The organism is Gordonia jacobaea (genome assembly GCF_001186365.1).
GTDB lineage: Bacteria > Actinomycetota > Actinomycetes > Mycobacteriales > Mycobacteriaceae > Gordonia > Gordonia jacobaea.
The window spans coordinates 382,284-399,543 of sequence record NZ_LDTZ01000015.1; the positions used below are offsets into that span (position 1 = coordinate 382,284).

Sequence of the window (17,260 nt, forward strand, 5' to 3'; positions counted from 1 at the left end):
GTCAGCAACGGTTGAGTATCCCGGCGAGCACGCGCCGCGACGCGGCATCGACCGCCAATCCGTACGCGCGGCTCACCACGACGAACTCGATTGCGTACTGACAGTGGAAACCGCGATTGGGCGGCAGCCACCGGGCGGGTTCGCTGTCGCTCTTCTCCTGATTCGACGCCGCGTCGACGGCGACCAGGTTGGCCGGGTCGTTTGCCAGCTCGACGCGACGCCGAGCCGACCACCCGAACGCACCCATGTCCCACGCGAAAGCCAGCGGCACGATGTGGTCGATCTGAACGGCCGTCGCATTGCGGTCACGCCGGAACACGACCGTCTTACCGGTGTAGGGACTGCGCAGTTCGCCTGCGAGGACAGCGCGCGGACACGACGTCACCGACCCGACGCGCACATCTCCGAGGTCGCGGGTCAGCACGTCGTTTCGGGTATCGCAGCCGTTTCCGCCTCCCGTCACGCTCGCGTCGTCGGTCCACGACGCCCCGAACGCCGACCGCTCGTAGTCGTCGCGGCCGGTACGCGCAGCGACGACGGGCACCCCTGCGAGTTCGCGGAGTGCCTGCTGCGCACCGGCGTGCCACTGCCCCGATCGCGCGCGCGGGACGTCGCGGTACACACCCACGGCCACGACGACCGCGGTGAGCACGAACGCGACAGTGACCGCCCACCTGCGCGCGGGCCACTGCGCGTCGCGTCGAGCGTGCCGGTAGCGCATCCGCAGCCGGTACAGCGGCACCGCGATGACAGGATTCACGCCATCTTCGACGCCGCGCGGCGGCCCGCGGTTCCCCTATCCGGCAGCTGCGTCGCAAACGCGGCTCGATCTGGTGAACGCGGTCGGTACACCAGCCGCGTCTGCGGGTTCGGGCGGCGTTTGGCACCCGGGTTCGGGACGCAGGCGAGCCGGGTCAGGATTTGTCGAGGTAGCGCACCTTGTTGGGCACGAGAATGGCGTCGACGAGGTCGGCGAGTGGCCGGTGGTCGGCCAGCGGCAGGTCGGTTGCCACCACGGACTCGGCCAGTTCGCGGGCGTCGGCGATCACGTCGACGTCGTCGAGCAGCGAGAGGTGACGCAGCGACGACACCCCACCCGACTGCAGCGAGCCGAGCAGATCACCTTCGCGGCGCTGCAGCAGGTCGACGCGAGCGAGTTCGAATCCGTCGGTCGATGCCTCGACGGCCCGCAGCCGTTCCATCGCCTGCGACACCGGTTTTGTCGACGTCATCAGCAGGCACAAGCCGGGATGGCCGCCACGACCGACACGTCCGCGGAGTTGGTGGAGCTGGCTGACCCCGAATCTCTCTGCGTCGACGATGATCATCATCGACGCATTGGGAACGTCGACACCGACCTCGATCACGGTCGTCGCCACGATCGCATCGATCTCGCCGCGCCCGAACGCGTCCATGACCTCGTTCTTCTCATCGGCGGGAAGCCGCCCGTGCAGGACCGCGAGCCGATGGCTGCCGAGCGGTCCGACGAGCAGCTCGTCGTAGAGGTCGAGAACGGAGGTGGTCTGCTGCTGCGCGTCGGCTTCCTCGCCCGCAGTGCGTTTGCTCGCGCCACGCTTGGGTGCGGCAGGCTCGATGTCGCCGATGCGCGAACACACGATGTACACCTGCCGCCCGGCTTCGATCTCCTCCGCGGCGCGACCCCACATGCGTTCGATCCATTGGGGTTTCGCCGTCGGCACCACCGTCGTGGTGATCGGTTGACGCCCCTTGGGGAGTTCGGTGAGCACCGACGTGTCGAGGTCGCCGAACGCCGTCATCGCCACCGTCCGCGGGATCGGTGTCGCCGTCATCACCAGGAAGTGGGGCATGAGATGGTCGCGGCCACGACCCCGCAACACATCTCGTTGTTCGACGCCGAAGCGGTGCTGTTCGTCGACTACGACCATGCCGAGATCGAAGAACTCGACCCTCTCCTCGAGCAGCGCGTGGGTTCCGACGACGATGCCCGCCTTGCCGGTCACCACGTCGAGCAGTGTCTGACGTTTGCCCTTGGTCTTCATCGAGCCGGTCAGCAACACCACACTCGTCGCGCCGTCGGCGGCGCCGAGTTCACCGGCAGTGCCCAGATCGCCGAGCATCGACGTGATGGTCCGAAGATGCTGCGCGGCAAGAACTTCCGTCGGCGCGAGAATCGCGCACTGGTGACCGTTGTCGACTACACGCAGCATGGCGAGCAACGACACGAGGGTCTTGCCGGAACCCACTTCTCCCTGCAGCAGCCTGCTCATCGGCGTCGGGTGGCCGAGGTCGTCGGCGATCTCGGCGAGCACCAACTGCTGCCCGTCGGTGAGAGTGAACGGAAGTCGTTGCAGCAGGCGGTCTTCCAGGCCGCCGGGAACGTGCGGGCACGCGGGCGCCGACTCTGCACGACCCGCGAGGCGGCGCTGCGCGAGGACGGTCTGGATCGCGAGCGCCTCGTCGAATTTCAGGCGTTCGTTCGCGGCGGTGACGTTCGCATCGGAGTCGGGGACATGGATGGTGCGGATCGCCTCGTCGAGCGACATCAACCCGCGGCGTTCGCGTTCGTCGTCGGACAGCGGGTCGACGAACGGCTCGACGTCGTCGAGGACCTGGCGAATCGACGCCCAGATGTCCCACGTCTGGATTTCACGGTTCGCGGGATACAGCGGCACGATTGCTCGATCGAACGCGGCGGCGATGTCGGCCGAGTGCGCTCCCGGGCGCCGCTGCTCGCCGGTGATCTCGGCCTCTGCCGCATACATCTCGGCGAGCATCGCCGACCCGACGACACGATCGACCTCGACGTCGCCGTCCGGCAGAACCATCCACTCGGGATGGGAGAGTTGCGGCTGCTCGCGGAAGAACTTCACAGTGCCCGCCACCATGAGCCGAGTGCCGGGTTTCAGTGCGTTCTTGATGAAACGCGGATTGAAGAAGCTGACCTCGTAGGAGCGGTTGCCGTCGTCGACGGTCACCTTCAGGAACTGCCCGTGACGCTTCTTCATGCGGATCAGGTCGGCACGGGTGATGCGTCCGACAACCGTGACCCACTCCCCCTCGGTCAGGTCCTGCTCCTCCGAGGGTTGACCATGCGTGAGATACCGACGCGGTGCGTAACGCAGCAGTTCCCCGACGGTCGCGAGCCCCAACGACGCGAGACTCGCCGCACGTTCGGTGTTGAAGACATCGGACAGAGAGTCGGATGCACGGACCACTATTCGATACCCACTTGCATCAGATCGTCGGTCTGACCAGTCTCGTACACGACCATTTCCACGCCCGGATATGCCCGCCGGATCTGCGCCTCGAGCGCCGCCAACGCCTCGCGGTCGACGCCCGAGCCCGCAAGGACGGTGACCATCTCGCCACCTGTCGCCAACATGAGATCGACCAGCGACACGACAGCGGCTGTCTGCTCGGGCGCGATGACAAGGACATCAGAGCCGATGAGGCCCAACACATCTCCGACGTCGCAGGTTCCGGCGAGGGTGATCATCCGCTCGTCGGCGAGCAGCAGCGAACCCCAGCGTGCACCCGCGGCGGCTTCGGCCATCGCGTAGGCGTCGGCATCCGGCGACTCGGAGGGGTCGTGGACCGCGAGGGCCGCGAGACACTGCGCCATCGATGAGGTCGGCAACGAGATCACCGACCGTTGCGCAGACCGGACCTCCGCTGCGACGCTCACCAGATCCTGCGACGTCAACGACCCGTTCGCCATGACCACCACGTGTGCCGAATCGGTGGCGCGAATGGCGGCGGCAAGCGCTTCCGGCGTGACACCGTCGTCGGCGCGGACAACGGCTGCCCCGGCCTCGGCGAAAAGCTCCGCAGCGCCATCGCCGCGTACGACCGCGACGACGGCGCGCCGGTGACGAGGCGGCGGCTCCATCGAATTGGCTTGTGCACGAATCGAATCGAGAGCAAAGCAGGAGATCCGGATGTCGGAGACGTTGCCGTGTGCTATCGCTGCCTCGACCGCGGCGCCCGGGTCGTCGGTGTGGACGTGCACAGAGAACCGTTCACCCGACGGCGAACTGTCGCCGACGATCACCACGGCGTCGCCGAGTTCGCCGAGTTCGGATCGCAGCGTCGCGATGCTCTCGCCCGCAGCCCCGGTGAGCAGATACATCACCTCGAAGTCCATGTCGCCCGGGCCGTCGCACGTCTCGTCGACGGGATGTCCGGGCTGCCCTCCCCCGGTGAGGATTCCGCGGTACCGACGACGTCGCTGTGTGACACCGGTGAGCACCCCGACCATCGCGTCGAGCATGGCGAGGAAACCCCGACCGCCGGCGTCGACGACGCCCGCCGACGCCAGTTCGGGGAGCTGTTCGGGAGTGCGCTCCAGACCATCGGCCACATCGTCGGCGATCGCGCGGGCCTGGTCGGCGGCGGTCTCGCCGGAGTGACGCGCCGCAGACTCCGCGGCGATGGTCAGCAGCGTCAGGACGGTGCCCTCCCTGGGGTCGCTCACCGCGCGCTGCGCTGCCAACGATCCAAGCCTCAGACCCGATACCGCGAGCTGCGAAAACGTCAACTGCCCGTCCGGTGCGCCGATCTCCACGGCGTCGGCGAGGCCGACCAGGATCTGCGACATGATGACGCCGGAATTGCCGCGCGCGTTGGCCACAGCACCTTCTGCCATGGCCCGCGTCACGGCGACCACGTCGGCGTCGACCGGAAGGGCGGTGACGACGTCGGCAGCAGACCGCATGGTGAACAGCATGTTGCTGCCGGTGTCCGAATCCGGAATCGGGAAGACGTTGAGGTCGTTGATCTCGCCGCGCAGTTCCTCGAGCCGGGCCACACACTCCTGCGCCCAGTCACGCAGAACCTGCGGATTCATCACGCGAACGAGTCCACCGTCAGTCGACATGGGTCCTCCTTCACCGCGGGGGCTCACGCGTGTCTCCACGCCGTCGAAAATCCACGTCGTCGAAAAGTGCCACGACACGTGCTGCCCAGGATGTGTGAGAGATTACTCGGAGTCGCCGACACGGTCGCCGTCGGCGGGTCCGGCGCATTCGCCGCAAGCCCCGCGGCAGATCACGCCCGGCCCGGATTTGGTGGTGACGCACCCGGACGGTTACCCTTGCAGGGTTGCCTTGCCGCTGCCGTGGATGACGTTGCGTTTCCGCGAGTAGCGAGCTGGCGTAACCGCAAGATCATTCCATCTATCAAGGGAGTTCGACAATGGCTGCCGTCTGTGACGTCTGCGGCAAGGGTCCGGGCTTCGGCAAGTCCGTTTCGCACTCGCACCGCCGTACCAACCGCCGCTGGAATCCCAATATCCAGTCTGTGCGTGTCGAGGTGGCCCCGGGCAACCGCAAGCGTAAGAACGTCTGCACCTCCTGCCTGAAGGCCGGCAAGACCACTCTCGCCTGATCGCGAGAACTAACAACCCGATCCCGACCGAGCGAACGCTCGGCCCCGGGGTCGGGTTGTCTGCATCTCCGGGTTAGGGTGTCGTCCATGACCTCGACCACAACGTCCCCGGCAGACTCGGCTGTGACACAGGACGGCGACGTCCTCGTCCTACGCATCTCCGATGCGGGCAAGGGCGGCGCACTCGACGACGCCTCACTGAAATCGGCAACAACCGCCCTGCGTGAGATCGCACGCGGCGAACGCGAAGTCGGCGCGATCCTGTTGCTCGGCGCGGGCCGAAACTTCTGCGCGGGCGGCAACGTGCGCGATTTCGCCTCTGCCGAGCACCGCCCCACCTTCATCCGCGCTCTCGCCGACACCTTCCACGACTTCGTCACCGCCCTGCTCGACGCTGATCGTCCGGTCGTCGCGGGTGTGCGTGGCTGGGCTGCGGGGGCCGGGCTGAGCATCGTGTTGCACGCAGACATCGCGATCGGTGGGCCGTCGACCAACCTGCGTCCGGCCTACACCGGAATCGGCCTGTCGCCGGACGGCGGCATGACGTGGACCCTCCCGCGCACCGTCGGAGCGGCCCGCGCCCGCGACATCATCCTCACCGACAGAGTCATCACCGCCGACGAGGGGCTCGCGTGGGGCATCCTCTCGCGCCTCGTCGACGACACCGAGATCGACGACACCGCCGCCGAGATCGCCCGCACACTCGCCGCGGGTCCGCGCGCCGGACTGGCCGCGACGCGCGCACTCCTGAGCGGGTCGGCCACCGCAACCCTCCGCGATCAGCTCGCTGCCGAGGCGCACGCGATCTCCACCAACAGCGGCTCCGCGGAGGGTGTCGAGGGCGTCGACGCGTTCGTGGGCAAGCGGACCCCCGACTTCGCAGCGGCACGCGATCGGTGACGACGTTCGACGCCTCGTTCATCGAAGACCTCGACACGTTGTTCGCGTGGCGTCGTGACGTCCGACATTTCCGCTCCGACCCGCTGGAGCCGGGGCTGCTCGACGAACTGCTGGCACGAGCCGAGCTCGCCCCGTCGGTCGGCAACAGCCAACCGTGGCGATGGGTGCGCGTCGACTCGGCCGAGGCTCGCGCTCACATCCGCCGTAACTTCGTCGAGTGCAACGCCGAAGCACTCGACGGGTACGCGGGCGAGCGCAAGCGTGCGTACGCGGAGCTGAAGCTCTCCGGACTCGACGACGCTCCGATCCAGCTCGCCGTCTTCACCGACCACGCGGGCACACAGGGACACGGCCTCGGTAAGCGGACGATGCCCGAGACCCTCGACTACTCGACGGTCACCGCCGTCACGACGCTATGGCTGGCGGCGCGGGCGCGCGGCGTCGGCGTCGGCTGGGTGTCCATCCTCGACGCCCCCACCGTGGCAACCGATCTCGGCGTACCCGACACGTGGCGACTCACGGCATACCTGTGCCTTGGTTATCCCACCGAGGCCGACGACATTCCCGAACTCGAGAGGGTCGGCTGGCAGGAGCGCACCGACGCCGATGCCCGACGCTTCGTCCGCTGACAGGAAGGCAGCGGCTTCAGGAGAGCGCGGGGCTTCAGGAAGGCAGGCGCCAGTCGATCGGTTCGCCGCCGAGGTCTTCGAGTTCGGTATTGGCCCGGCTGAACGGACGCGAGCCGAAGAAGCCTTTGCTCGCCGACAACGGCGACGGGTGCGGTGACACGATCACCGGGACGTCGGGCATCCACTGCTGCAGGCCGGCGGCGTCGCGTCCCCACAGGATGGCCACGAGTGGCTCGTCGCGCGACACAAGCGCTTTGATCGCGCACTCGGTCACCGCCTCCCACCCCTTATTGCGATGCGACGCGGGCTCGCCGGGAGCAACGGTCAACACTCTGTTGAGCAGTAGCACACCCGATTTCGCCCAGGGTGTCAGATCGCCGTTGGCGGGCTTGGGATACCCGAGGTCGGAGCAGTACTCGGTGTAGATGTTGGCCAACGAGCGCGGGACGGGCGAAACATCCTCTGCAACAGAGAAGCTCAGTCCCACCGCATGCCCTGGTGTCGGATATGGGTCCTGCCCGACGATGAGCACGCGGACGTCGTCGAACGGTTGTGTGAACGCGCGCAACACATTTCGTCCGGCCGGGAGGTAGCCGCGGCCCGCAGCGTTCTCGTCGCGCAGGAACTGCCCCATCTGGGCGATGTCGTCTTCGACCGGCGCAAGCGCGTGCGCCCAACCGGGATCGATGAGTTCGCTCAACGGTTGTGGGGTCATGATCAGTCGAGTCTCCTGAGCTTCGATCGGTAGTACAGCGAATTCTGGTAGTACATCTCGACGTTCAGGTCGACATGGTCGGCGGGCACCTCGAATCCCTCGCGGATGCGCGCGGGCACGCCGAGTGCCATCGCACGCGCGGGGACCGAGAACTTGAATGGCACAACGGCTCCCGCTCCGACAATCGCGCCGTCGCCGACCGTCGACCCGTTGAGGACAACAGATCCCGACGCGATCAGACAGTTGTCGCCGATCGTCGAACCCTCGATGTGGGCGTTGTGTCCGACGACGCAACCGGCGCCGATGACCGTCGGATCGATCGGCGTGCAGTGGATGACCGTGCCGTCCTGGATGTTGGTTCGCCGGCCGATGGAGATGGTCCCGTAGTCGCCGCGCAGCACGGCTCCGGGCCACACCGACACCCCGTCTGCCAGTGTCACGGCGCCGATCACCGTCGCGTCGGGGTGGATGTACACGTCGTCACCGAGGACCGGTTCACGATCGTCTAGTGCGTAAATCGCCATGTGACGATCTAATCACCGCCGTGACGGCCGCCACCTACTGGTGTCAGAAGGACTGCCATCCGCGCAGGTCACCCGCCGCAATGCCGTCGAGAGACACCAGTGCGCGATCGCCGGTGCGTTCGCGGACGTCTCCGATGACGACCCACCCCGACGGAACGTCGGATGCCGCGAACGCAGCAAGCAACTGGTGGTCTTCACCCCCCGTGAGTGCCCAGACGTCGTCGGACTCCCCGAGTTCGGTCGCGGCGCGCGTGGTCGCCGCTGTTCGCGGAACTCGCGAGACGTCTACTGCGAGAGCGACATTCGACGCCGCCGCGAGGGTCTCCAGCTCCTCGACGAGCCCGTCGGACACATCGGTCATGGCGTGAGCACCTGCGCGCGCCGCCACGACACCCGCCGAGAGGTCGGGGTTGGGCAGACGGTGCGCATCCACTACTTCGGCATGCTGTGCGAGTAGCCGGTTGGAGCGCTCCGAATCGTCACCATCGCACTCGTCCGCGTCGCGGTTATCAGCGGCAAGCAGGACGGCGAGCCCGGCGGCGGCACTGCCGAGCGGTCCGCTCACGGCCAAGACGTCGCCCGGTTGCGCACCGGTCAACGCCACCGGGGTGAGCCCGTCGAGCGCGCCGACCGACGTGACGGTGAGCACCACTTGATCTGCGGCGACGAGGTCGCCGCCGAGCACACGACCGCCGAGACGATGTGTCGCGGCCAGGATGCCGTCGTTGATCTCGGTCACAGTTGTAGCGGGGGTGCTCACCGGACAGGCGATCGACACGACGACGCCGACCGTACGTGCCCCCATCGCCGCGATGTCTGCTGCACTCTGGATCACCGCACGCTCGCCTATCTGGCGCGGCGTCGACCAGTCGAAACGAAAGTGGCGGTCCTGCACGGCGGTGTCCGTGCTGATGACGGTGGGGCCGCCCGCGTCGAACACGGCGGCGTCGTCACCCGATCCGACGACGATGTCGCCCGACGTTGCGGTCGTCGCCGCCGAGGTGAACAGCGAGATGAGTGCCCGCTCGCCCAGGTCACCGACGGTGACGTCGGCGGGATGGGTGTGGTCGGGGGTCGTGGCGTTCTCGTCGCCACCTGCCACTGTCAACTCCTCGTCGGCTCCACGGTTATTCGTTTCGGTTCGCGCTCTCGCGGCGTTGTGGTGACAATATCCCCACAGTGTAGTGACTTCGTGTGGCGCTTCGACGCGCGAAGTGGTTTCCGGGAGACCGGAGCCGGATGCCTTCGGCGGCTTGCCGCGGGCGTCGACTCGCCGCTCCCCAGCCCGGGGCCGACGGCACAGTGGATACGAGAGGATGGCCGTGGTTCAGGCATACATACTGATCCAGACGGAGGTCGGACGAGCCGCATTGGCGGCGGCGACGATCGCAGAGATCTCCGGAGTTGCCTCCTCCGAGGAGGTCAGTGGACCCTACGACGTGATCGTGCGGGTCGAGGCCACCGATGCGGGCCACCTGACCAACGACGTCGTACCTCAGATCCAGAAGGTCGACGGCATCACACGCACCCTGACCTGCCCGGTGGTGAACGCGGCGCACTGACCGGCACGCCACAGGAGCGGCGAGGCGATGTCCTAGGGTTGTCGTCGTGACCCCACCCGGACCGGACGAACCCGACAACAACGCCGACCGTGCGGAGAAGCCCGACACCGTCAGCGCGGCCGACTCCGCCGAAAGCGTCGTGAAGCCCGACGACGCCGAGGACGCCGACGCCACCGAAAGCGCCGAGGACACATCGCACGCACGCTACGGCGACTCCGGCCCGCGGCTGAATCCTGCGCTGATCGCCACTCTGGTGACGATCCCGGTGATGGTGATCGTGGGCTTCATCGTCTTCGCGGCGCTCCGCCCGGACACCTCGGACTCGACGCCCGTCGAGTCGTACACCGCGGAGTCGTCGACTCCCGCGGAATGCGCGAAGTTCCTCGCCGCGCTGCCACAGACCTTCGAGGGCTACGGTGACAAAAAGGTTTCGGACACGCAGGCGAGTTGGCCTGCGAACAAAGAGGGCGATCCGGTGATCGTGCGGTGCGGCGTCTCCCGCCCGGCGGAGCTCTCCCCCACCAGCAACCTGCAGGTGGTCAACCCCGTGCAGTGGTTCATCACCGATTCCATCGAGGGTTCCGGGCAGGCGTTCGTGTGCGTCGATCACCGCCCCTACGTCGCGCTGTGGGTTCCGGTGAACGCGGGCAACGGACCGATCACCGACGTGTCGGCCGCCATCGAACGGACACTACCCCGGGGACCACTCGACTTCGGCTGAGTGGCAACCCCTTTCGCGCGGCTCGAGCGCGAGTGGCTTATGCGTGGCCGGAACGGAACTCCGGTTTGGTCTTGCGACCCAGCAATGAGCTGACCGCGTCCGCCACGGGCAGTCCGTCGTGACAGACGCTGTTCACCGCTTCGGTGAGCGGCATGGAGACCTGGTACTTCTCGGCGAGTGCCGTGACGGACGTACACGATTTCACGCCCTCTGCGACCTGACCCGACGCTGCAGCCTGCGCCTCTTCCATCGTCGCCCCCTGCCCGAGATGAGCACCGAAGGTGCGATTGCGCGACAGCGGCGACGAGCAGGTTGCGACGAGGTCGCCGATACCCGCGAGACCGGCGAGGGTCTCTATCTGCCCACCGACCGCGCTCGAGAGTCTGATGGTCTCCGCGAGGCCACGCGTGATGATCGTCGCGAGGGTGTTCTGCCCGAATCCGACGCCGCTGGCCATACCGCACGCGAGCGCGATGACGTTCTTGACCGCCCCGCCGATCTCGCACCCGATGACGTCGGTGTTGGTGTAGGGCCGGAAGTAGCCGGTATTGAACATCTGCTGCAGTTGCTCGGCACGCGAGAGGTCTGTGCACGCGATCACCGTGGCCGCGGGCTGACCCTCGGCGACCTCACGGGCGAGGTTCGGCCCGGTGAGCACCGCGATCTGTTCGGAGGGAACCTCCGCGACCTCCGCGATCACCTCGCTCATCCGCATTAGCGTCGACGTCTCGATGCCTTTGGCCAGCGAGACCAGTGTGGCGTCATCGCTCAGGTGCGGACGCCAGTCGGAGAGGTTGTCGCGCAGGGACTGCGCCGGGACAGCGCACACCACGAGATCCGCGCCGGTCAGTGCGTGCGCGATGTCGCTCGACGCCGTGAGATTCGAGGGAAGGGTGATTCCCGCCAAATAGTCGGCATTCGTGTGCGACTCGTTGATCCGATCGGCGAGTTCTTCTCGCCGACACCACAGAGTGGTATCGGTCCCCGCGTCGCTGAGTACCTTCGCCGTCGCCGTGCCCCAAGACCCGGCACCCATCACAACCGCCCGCACAACTCTCCTCATTCGCCCGACATCGCTTCGGTCAAGGGTAGACCGCCGATGATGCCCGTCCGGTCGATTCAAGAACCTGCGGCGCCGAGCACCCCGGGCATCCACACGCGCTCTCCCGCATGGGTCATCATGTCTACATGACCCTCTCGTGTGTACGCGGTCATCCGAACGAGCGACGACGCATGCCCGCCGACGCTCCGCGACCCGCCGATCGCGGTCAGCACTGCGACGACTCCGGCGACGAGTGCACGCTCGGCAGCATGGTCGCGGTCCTCGCGGTCAAGCGACTCGGCGACGCCAAATCACGTCTCGTCTCGACCATGGGCGACGACGCAGCGCATGGCGCGGAAACGAGCGGTGGGGACACGAGCGGCGGGAAGATTGCTGCCGACAGTGCTCCGGCAACGCTCTCGCCCGCCCAGCGCGAGCGCCTGCGCGCCGACCCCGGTGCGTTCGTACTCGCCATGTTCGCCGACACCATCGCCACCCTGCACGAAGCGGGGATTCGCGACGTCGTCGTCGTGACCCCTGATCACCGTGTCCGCGAGCGGGCGCAACAGCTCGCGGCACACGTCGTCGACGAGCCCGGCGACGTCGCAGGCGACTTGAATGCGGCGTACGCGCTCGGTGCCGCCACGGCTCGGACCAGGTGGCCTGCGCATCGGCAGGTCTTGATCGTCCAGGCCGACCTTCCCGCCGCGCAGCCGACGAGTCTGCGCGAGATCGTCGACGCCGCGGTCGAACGAGGCGAGTCGATGGTGACCGACCGTGCGGGCACCGGCACGTCGCTTCTGCTGCGGCCGATGACGGCACACGAGTTACCGCGTTTCGGGCCGGATTCGGCTGCGGCACACCGTGCCGCGGGAGTTGTCGAACTCGACCCCGAGCATCTCCTCTGGCCCGACGTGCGCACCGACGTCGACACCGTCGGCGATCTCATCGCAGCACTGCGACTCGGCGTCGGCGAGCACACGAGGTCGGTACTTAAAGATGTCCGGATTCCCGGCGCGACGGCCAGCGGTGTCGGCGAACAGTCCGATGCGTCATGATTGAACGGTGAGCACAGCCGACGACACCACGACGACTCAGGTCTCAACACAACCGATCAGTGCGATTCCTGGTGCGCCGCCCGCGGCAACTCTCGAACCGGGCGAGTCAGCCGATCTTCCTGAGGACAGATATCTCAATCGCGAGCTGAGTTGGCTCGACTTCAATTCGCGTGTCCTCGCCCTCGCCGAGGACACGTCGATCCCGCTGCTCGAACGCGCGAAGTTCCTCGCCATCTTCGCGTCGAACCTCGATGAGTTCTTCATGGTCCGCGTCGCGGGTCTCAAGCGCCGTGACGAAACCGGCCTGTCGGTCCGTTCAGCCGACGGACTCTCCCCACGCGAACAATTGCTGCGCATCGCCGGCCGCACTCAGACTCTTGCCGACCGGCACGCCAGAGTGTTTCTCGACTCGGTGCGTCCTGCCTTGGCGGACAACGACATCTACGTCGTCGGGTGGTCGGAACTCACCGAGGCCCAGCAGGCCCGGATGGTCGAGTACTTCCACGATGACGTGTTCCCGGTGCTGACGCCCCTCGCCGTCGATCCTGCCCACCCCTTCCCCTACATCAGCGGACTGAGTCTCAATCTCGCTGTCACCGTGCGCGACGCGGGCGAAGGCGGCGAGCACTTCGCGCGAGTCAAGGTGCCCGACAACGTCAATCGGTTCGTTCGTGTCGATCGACTGATGCCGCCGAGCACAGAGAAAGACGGAAAAGGACATCGCACCGCGATCTTCCTGCCGATGGAAAATCTGATCGCCGCCAATCTCGGACATCTGTTCCCCGGCATGGAGATCGTCGAGCACCACGCCTTCCGCATCACGCGCAACGCAGACTTCGAGGTCGAAGAGGATCGCGACGAAGACCTGCTTCAGGCGCTCGAACGTGAACTCGCACGGCGCCGGTTCGGTTCGCCGGTCCGACTCGAGGTCGCCGACGACATGACCGAGCACATGCTCGAACTGCTCCTACGTGAACTCGACGTCAACCCCGCCGACGTCATTCAGGTTCCCGGACTGCTCGACCTGGCGTCGCTGTTCGAGATCGGCTCACTCGACCGGCCGCAGCTCAAGGACCCGCCGTTCGTTCCGTCGACGCATCCCGCCTTCGGCGAGCGGGAGACACCCAAGAGTGTGTTCTCGACGCTGCGCGAAGGCGACGTCCTCGTCCACCACCCCTACGATTCGTTCTCGACGAGCGTGCAGCGCTTCATCGAGCAGGCCGCTGCCGACCCGCAGGTTCTCGCTATCAAGCAGACGCTGTATCGCACCTCGGGCGACTCGCCGATCGTCAACGCGCTCATCGACGCTGCCGAGGCAGGCAAGCAGGTCGTGGCGCTCGTCGAGATCAAAGCGCGCTTCGACGAACAGGCAAACATCAAGTGGGCGCGACAGCTCGAGCAGGCAGGCGTGCACGTCGTCTACGGCCTCGTCGGACTCAAAACCCACTGCAAGACATGCCTTGTGGTGCGTCGTGAGGGATCGTCGATCCGACGCTATTGCCACATCGGCACCGGCAATTACAACCCGAAGACCGCGCGGCTCTACGAGGACGTCGGGTTGTTCACTGCCGCACCGGACATCGGCGCCGACCTGACCGACCTGTTCAACACGCTGACCGGTTACTCCCGCAAACGCGAGTACCGCAACATCCTGGTCGCTCCCACCGGGATTCGTTCCGGCATCGTCGAGCGCATCAACCGTGAGATCGAACTCAAGCACGAGGGCGATCCGCGCGCCCGAGTTCGGTTGAAGGCCAACGCTCTCGTCGACGAGCAGGTGATCGATGCCCTGTACCGCGCATCGCAGAACGGTGTTCCGGTAGAGATCGTCGTGCGTGGAATCTGCGCCTTGCGTCCCGGGATGCCAGGCGTCAGCGACAACATTCATGTGCGCTCGATCCTCGGCCAATTCCTCGAACACTCACGCATCTTCCACTTCGGGGCGCAGGATGAGTATTGGATCGGCAGCGCCGACATGATGCACCGGAACCTCGATCGACGCATCGAGGTGATGGTGCAGGTGCGCGACGACCGACTCACCGCTGAACTCGGCGACATCTTCGATTCGGCACTCGACCCCCGCACGCGATGCTGGGTCCTGCAGTCGGACGGTAGCTGGCGGGCCTCGCCCGCTGCGGGCGAGGAGGTACGCGACCATCAGCGACAGATGATGCGGCGTACCCGCCGTCGCGACGCAGGTATGTGACGAGGCCACCCTTTTCGTAACCTTCGGCCACTAACATCACAGGCAATGTCTAAGACACACAAGACGATCTGGGCTGCTGGCGGCGTGCTGTGGCGGCCACGGGAGAACAACAGTGTCGAGATCGGTGTGATCCATCGACCTCGCTACGACGACTGGACGCTTCCCAAGGGGAAGATCGAAGCCGACGAAACACTGGTCATGACCGCGGTCCGCGAGATCGGCGAGGAGACCGGCTACCGCGTACGCGTGGGCAGGTATCTCCGCGATGTCAGCTACAACATCTCGAGCGGCCGAAAGCGCGTGCGGTACTGGTCGGCTCGAGCCGTCGGCGGAGATTTCGTCGAGAACCATGAAGTCGACGAGATGGAGTGGCTCGGCGTCGACGCCGCCGAGCGTCTCCTAAGCTACTCGCAGGATCGCCGCGTACTACGTGAATTCCTAAGGCTCCCAGCCGATCTCGATACACTGGTGCTGGTTCGCCACGCCAAGGCGGGCAGTCGCTCCAGGTATCACGGCGACGACAGGCTGCGTCCGCTCGACGCCGAAGGACGCGCACAGGCCGACGCGCTGTCGGTGATGCTTCCCGCGTTCGGTACCAACGAGATCCACAGCGCCGACCGGACCAGGTGCGAACAGACCCTAGCACCGACCGCGCGTGCGTTGGGGGTGCCGATCATCATGGAATCGACGCTGTCAGAAGAGGCTTTCCGCGACGACCCCGTTGCCGCGCAACGACGCATCGTCGACCTCGCGACCGACTCGGGACCCGTCGTGCGCGCAGTGTGCAGTCAGGGCAAGGTGATTCCGCCCCTCATGGAGTGGTGGGGCAAACAGGACGGCGCCTCGTTGCCCGCCGCGCGCAATCGCAAGGCCAGCGCCTGGGTGGTGTCGACACATCAGGGCAAGCTCGTCGCCGCCGACCATATCGACAGTCCACTCCCTCACCGCGACGTGGAATGACCTGTCACACGGGTTAATCGGTCCGGATACACCTCACCCCCGACGGGGGAAGGCCATCGGGGGTGAGTTGAGGGTGTGTACTCGACGCTGCTGACTCTCAGCGACGGGTGGTCTTCTTGGCGGCTGTCTTCTTGGCCGTCGTCTTCTTTGCCGGCGTGGCCGTGGTCTTCTTGGCCGCGGTGGTGGTCTTCTTGGCCGGCGTGGTCTTCTTGGCCGCGGTGGTCTTCTTCGCCGCGGTGGTGGTCTTCTTGGCCGGCGTGGTCTTCTTGGCCGCGGTGGTCTTCTTCGCCGCGGTGGTGGTCTTCTTGGCCGGCGTGGTCTTCTTGGCCGCGGTCGTCGTCTTCTTCGCAGCGGTGGTCTTCTTCGCCGCGGTGCCTGTCGACTTCTTTGCCGCAGTGGTCTTCTTGGCCGCAGTGCCCGTGGTGGCCGCGCTGCCACGCTTCACGGCAGGACCCGACGAGGCGAGCTTCTGCTTGCCGGAGACGACTGCCTTGAACTGAGCGCCGGGGCGGAACGCGGGCACCGATGTCGCGCGGACCTTCACGGTCTCACCCGTGCGCGGGTTGCGCGCGACGCGCGGTGCGCGACGACGCTTCTCGAAGACACCGAATCCGGTGATGGTGACGCTCTCACCCTTGTTGACTGCGCGCACGATCGAATCGACCAACTGCTCGACCGCCTGGGTCGCGGTCTTTCGATCCGTGTCGAGTTTTACTGTCAGCTCATCGATGAGCTCTGCCTTGTTCATTGGATACCTCCGCAAGCCGATCTGGCCCTCTTATCAGGCCAGCTACCACCACACGGTAAACGTCGACGCCGAAAACTTCCATCTTCCACGCCAATTAGCGCGACGTGTCACCAATTCGTCACGCTTTCGGGCACTTCCGTCGTGGTATCGCGGAAAGGCTTATGCAGAGCCTTAAATCAGAGCGGCAATGTTGTCGGCTTCCATGACGGGCGACGCTGCTCATACTCAGAAATCGCGTCTACCTGCCGTAATGTCAGCCCGATGTCGTCGAGGCCCTCCATCAGACGCCACCGCGTGTAGTCATCAATTGTCAACGGCACCACGAGGTCTCCCGCGGTTACGGTCCGATCTTCGAGGCTCACAGTCAGTTCGAGACCCGGCTGCTCTTCGAGACGCTTCCAGATCAGTTCGACGTCGGATTGCTCGACCTGCGCGGCGACGAGGCCGGCCTTTCCGGCGTTGCCGCGGAAGATGTCTGCGAACCGCGACGAGATGACGACGCGAAATCCGAAGTCCGACAGCGCCCAGACGGCGTGCTCACGTGACGACCCGGTGCCGAAGTCGGGACCCGCGACCAGAACCGAGCCGCGATTCCAGGGCTCGACGTTGAGGATGAAGTCGGGGTCGGTCCGCCAGCCGGCGAACAGTCCGTCCTCAAAACCCGTGCGGGTCACGCGCTTCAGGTAGACGGCGGGGATGATCTGGTCGGTGTCGACATTGCTTCGACGCAGCGGAACGCCGATGCCTGTGTGGGTGATGAACGGTTCCATGGTGTGTGCCTCTTGCGATCTGGGAGTTGGCTTCGGTGATGGCGGAGTCAGACGGCGC

General features: G+C 66.2%; 17 protein-coding genes. 8 read left to right on the top strand and 9 right to left on the bottom strand.

The annotated features are described in order from the left end of the window. Position 1: 1 nt before the first annotated feature. The 3 genes from ABW18_RS07680 to ABW18_RS07690 all read right to left on the bottom strand — a co-directional run bounded on the left by ABW18_RS07680 (position 2) and on the right by ABW18_RS07690 (position 4,858). A complete protein-coding gene (locus ABW18_RS07680) occupies positions 2–760 on the bottom strand; it encodes an HNH endonuclease family protein (RefSeq protein WP_200903227.1) in 759 nt (252 codons plus the stop codon). Positions 761–914: 154 nt separating this feature from the next. Further along, the gene (gene recG, locus ABW18_RS07685; RefSeq protein ID WP_049698373.1) at positions 915–3,197 is read right to left on the bottom strand and encodes an ATP-dependent DNA helicase RecG; all 2,283 of its coding nucleotides are present in this window, start codon (positions 3,195–3,197) and stop codon (positions 915–917) included. Further along, the gene (locus tag ABW18_RS07690; RefSeq protein ID WP_049698612.1) at positions 3,197–4,858 is read right to left on the bottom strand and encodes a DAK2 domain-containing protein; all 1,662 of its coding nucleotides are present in this window, start codon (positions 4,856–4,858) and stop codon (positions 3,197–3,199) included. Before ABW18_RS07690 ends, recG begins: the two co-directional genes overlap by 1 nt. 317 nt (positions 4,859–5,175) lie before the next feature. On the opposite strand from ABW18_RS07690, the gene rpmB reads away from it, so the two are divergent. The 3 genes from rpmB to bluB all read left to right on the top strand — a co-directional run bounded on the left by rpmB (position 5,176) and on the right by bluB (position 6,896). After that, a complete protein-coding gene (gene rpmB, locus ABW18_RS07695) occupies positions 5,176–5,367 on the top strand; it encodes a 50S ribosomal protein L28 (protein ID WP_005180428.1) in 192 nt (63 codons plus the stop codon). Between the two features lie 87 nt (positions 5,368–5,454). Further along, positions 5,455–6,267 carry an enoyl-CoA hydratase/isomerase family protein gene (locus ABW18_RS07700; RefSeq protein ID WP_083444333.1) on the top strand — a complete coding sequence of 271 codons (813 nt, stop codon included), beginning with the start codon at positions 5,455–5,457 and terminating at the stop codon, positions 6,265–6,267. Next, entirely contained in the window at positions 6,264–6,896 is a 633-nt protein-coding gene (gene bluB, locus ABW18_RS07705; RefSeq protein WP_049698375.1) for a 5,6-dimethylbenzimidazole synthase, read from the top strand. Before ABW18_RS07700 ends, bluB begins: the two co-directional genes overlap by 4 nt. A gap of 34 nt (positions 6,897–6,930) precedes the next feature. Here bluB and ABW18_RS07710 read toward each other — a convergent pair whose 3' ends face one another. From ABW18_RS07710 to thiL, 3 genes are read right to left on the bottom strand one after another with little or no spacing between them, the layout of a single operon-like run. After that, on the bottom strand, positions 6,931–7,611 hold the full coding sequence (locus ABW18_RS07710; RefSeq protein ID WP_049698376.1) for a uracil-DNA glycosylase: 681 nt from the start codon (positions 7,609–7,611) through the stop codon (positions 6,931–6,933). A 2-nt stretch (positions 7,612–7,613) separates the two neighbouring features. After that, positions 7,614–8,135 carry a gamma carbonic anhydrase family protein gene (locus ABW18_RS07715; RefSeq protein WP_049698377.1) on the bottom strand — a complete coding sequence of 174 codons (522 nt, stop codon included), beginning with the start codon at positions 8,133–8,135 and terminating at the stop codon, positions 7,614–7,616. A 43-nt stretch (positions 8,136–8,178) separates the two neighbouring features. After that, positions 8,179–9,237 (bottom strand): thiamine-phosphate kinase, encoded by a 1,059-nt coding sequence (gene thiL, locus ABW18_RS07720; RefSeq protein WP_049698378.1) that lies wholly within the window; start codon positions 9,235–9,237, stop codon positions 8,179–8,181. 214 nt (positions 9,238–9,451) lie between these two features. On the opposite strand from thiL, the gene ABW18_RS07725 reads away from it, so the two are divergent. Both ABW18_RS07725 and ABW18_RS07730 read left to right on the top strand, forming a co-directional pair. Further along, positions 9,452–9,697, top strand: coding sequence for an Lrp/AsnC ligand binding domain-containing protein (locus ABW18_RS07725; protein ID WP_049698379.1), 246 nt, complete (start codon positions 9,452–9,454; stop codon positions 9,695–9,697). 139 nt (positions 9,698–9,836) lie between these two features. Beyond that, positions 9,837–10,418 carry a DUF3515 domain-containing protein gene (locus tag ABW18_RS07730; protein WP_049698613.1) on the top strand — a complete coding sequence of 194 codons (582 nt, stop codon included), beginning with the start codon at positions 9,837–9,839 and terminating at the stop codon, positions 10,416–10,418. Between the two features lie 37 nt (positions 10,419–10,455). On the opposite strand, the gene ABW18_RS07735 is transcribed toward ABW18_RS07730, so the two are convergent. Then, positions 10,456–11,469 carry an NAD(P)H-dependent glycerol-3-phosphate dehydrogenase gene (locus ABW18_RS07735; RefSeq protein WP_049698380.1) on the bottom strand — a complete coding sequence of 338 codons (1,014 nt, stop codon included), beginning with the start codon at positions 11,467–11,469 and terminating at the stop codon, positions 10,456–10,458. Between the two features lie 137 nt (positions 11,470–11,606). Here ABW18_RS07735 and cofC point away from each other — a divergent pair, with 137 nt between their 5' ends. Genes cofC through ABW18_RS07750 form a run of 3 tightly spaced genes read left to right on the top strand, consistent with a single transcriptional unit; the run spans position 11,607 to position 15,684 of the window. Then, positions 11,607–12,518 (top strand): 2-phospho-L-lactate guanylyltransferase, encoded by a 912-nt coding sequence (gene cofC / locus ABW18_RS07740; RefSeq protein WP_235434311.1) that lies wholly within the window; start codon positions 11,607–11,609, stop codon positions 12,516–12,518. 7 nt (positions 12,519–12,525) lie between these two features. Beyond that, on the top strand, positions 12,526–14,724 hold the full coding sequence (locus ABW18_RS07745; protein WP_049698382.1) for an RNA degradosome polyphosphate kinase: 2,199 nt from the start codon (positions 12,526–12,528) through the stop codon (positions 14,722–14,724). Positions 14,725–14,769: 45 nt separating this feature from the next. Then, complete coding sequence (locus ABW18_RS07750) at positions 14,770–15,684, top strand: NUDIX hydrolase (protein WP_049698383.1); 915 nt, start codon at positions 14,770–14,772, stop codon at positions 15,682–15,684. Between the two features lie 97 nt (positions 15,685–15,781). Here the strand turns inward: ABW18_RS07750 and ABW18_RS07755 are convergent, their stop codons facing one another. Continuing rightward, positions 15,782–16,432: an HU family DNA-binding protein gene (locus ABW18_RS07755; protein WP_049698384.1), complete on the bottom strand. Its 651-nt coding sequence runs from the start codon at positions 16,430–16,432 to the stop codon at positions 15,782–15,784. Between the two features lie 176 nt (positions 16,433–16,608). Continuing rightward, positions 16,609–17,202: a 3-isopropylmalate dehydratase small subunit gene (gene leuD / locus ABW18_RS07760; protein WP_049698385.1), complete on the bottom strand. Its 594-nt coding sequence runs from the start codon at positions 17,200–17,202 to the stop codon at positions 16,609–16,611. Between the last annotated feature and the right edge of the window lie 58 nt (positions 17,203–17,260).

Excerpts from the sequence above, each read along its gene's own strand:
- ABW18_RS07690 (WP_049698612.1), bottom strand. The coding sequence starts at position 4,858 with ATGTCGACTGACGGTGGACTCGTTCGCGTGATGAATCCGCAGGTTCTG.
- rpmB (WP_005180428.1), top strand. The coding sequence starts at position 5,176 with ATGGCTGCCGTCTGTGACGTCTGCGGCAAGGGTCCGGGCTTCGGCAAG.
- ABW18_RS07700 (WP_083444333.1), top strand. The coding sequence starts at position 5,455 with ATGACCTCGACCACAACGTCCCCGGCAGACTCGGCTGTGACACAGGAC.
- ABW18_RS07710 (WP_049698376.1), bottom strand. The coding sequence starts at position 7,611 with ATGACCCCACAACCGTTGAGCGAACTCATCGATCCCGGTTGGGCGCAC.
- ABW18_RS07715 (WP_049698377.1), bottom strand. The coding sequence starts at position 8,135 with ATGGCGATTTACGCACTAGACGATCGTGAACCGGTCCTCGGTGACGAC.
- ABW18_RS07725 (WP_049698379.1), top strand. The coding sequence starts at position 9,452 with ATGGCCGTGGTTCAGGCATACATACTGATCCAGACGGAGGTCGGACGA.
- cofC (WP_235434311.1), top strand. The coding sequence starts at position 11,607 with ATGACCCTCTCGTGTGTACGCGGTCATCCGAACGAGCGACGACGCATG.
- ABW18_RS07750 (WP_049698383.1), top strand. The coding sequence starts at position 14,770 with ATGTCTAAGACACACAAGACGATCTGGGCTGCTGGCGGCGTGCTGTGG.
- ABW18_RS07755 (WP_049698384.1), bottom strand. The coding sequence starts at position 16,432 with ATGAACAAGGCAGAGCTCATCGATGAGCTGACAGTAAAACTCGACACG.
- leuD (WP_049698385.1), bottom strand. The coding sequence starts at position 17,202 with ATGGAACCGTTCATCACCCACACAGGCATCGGCGTTCCGCTGCGTCGA.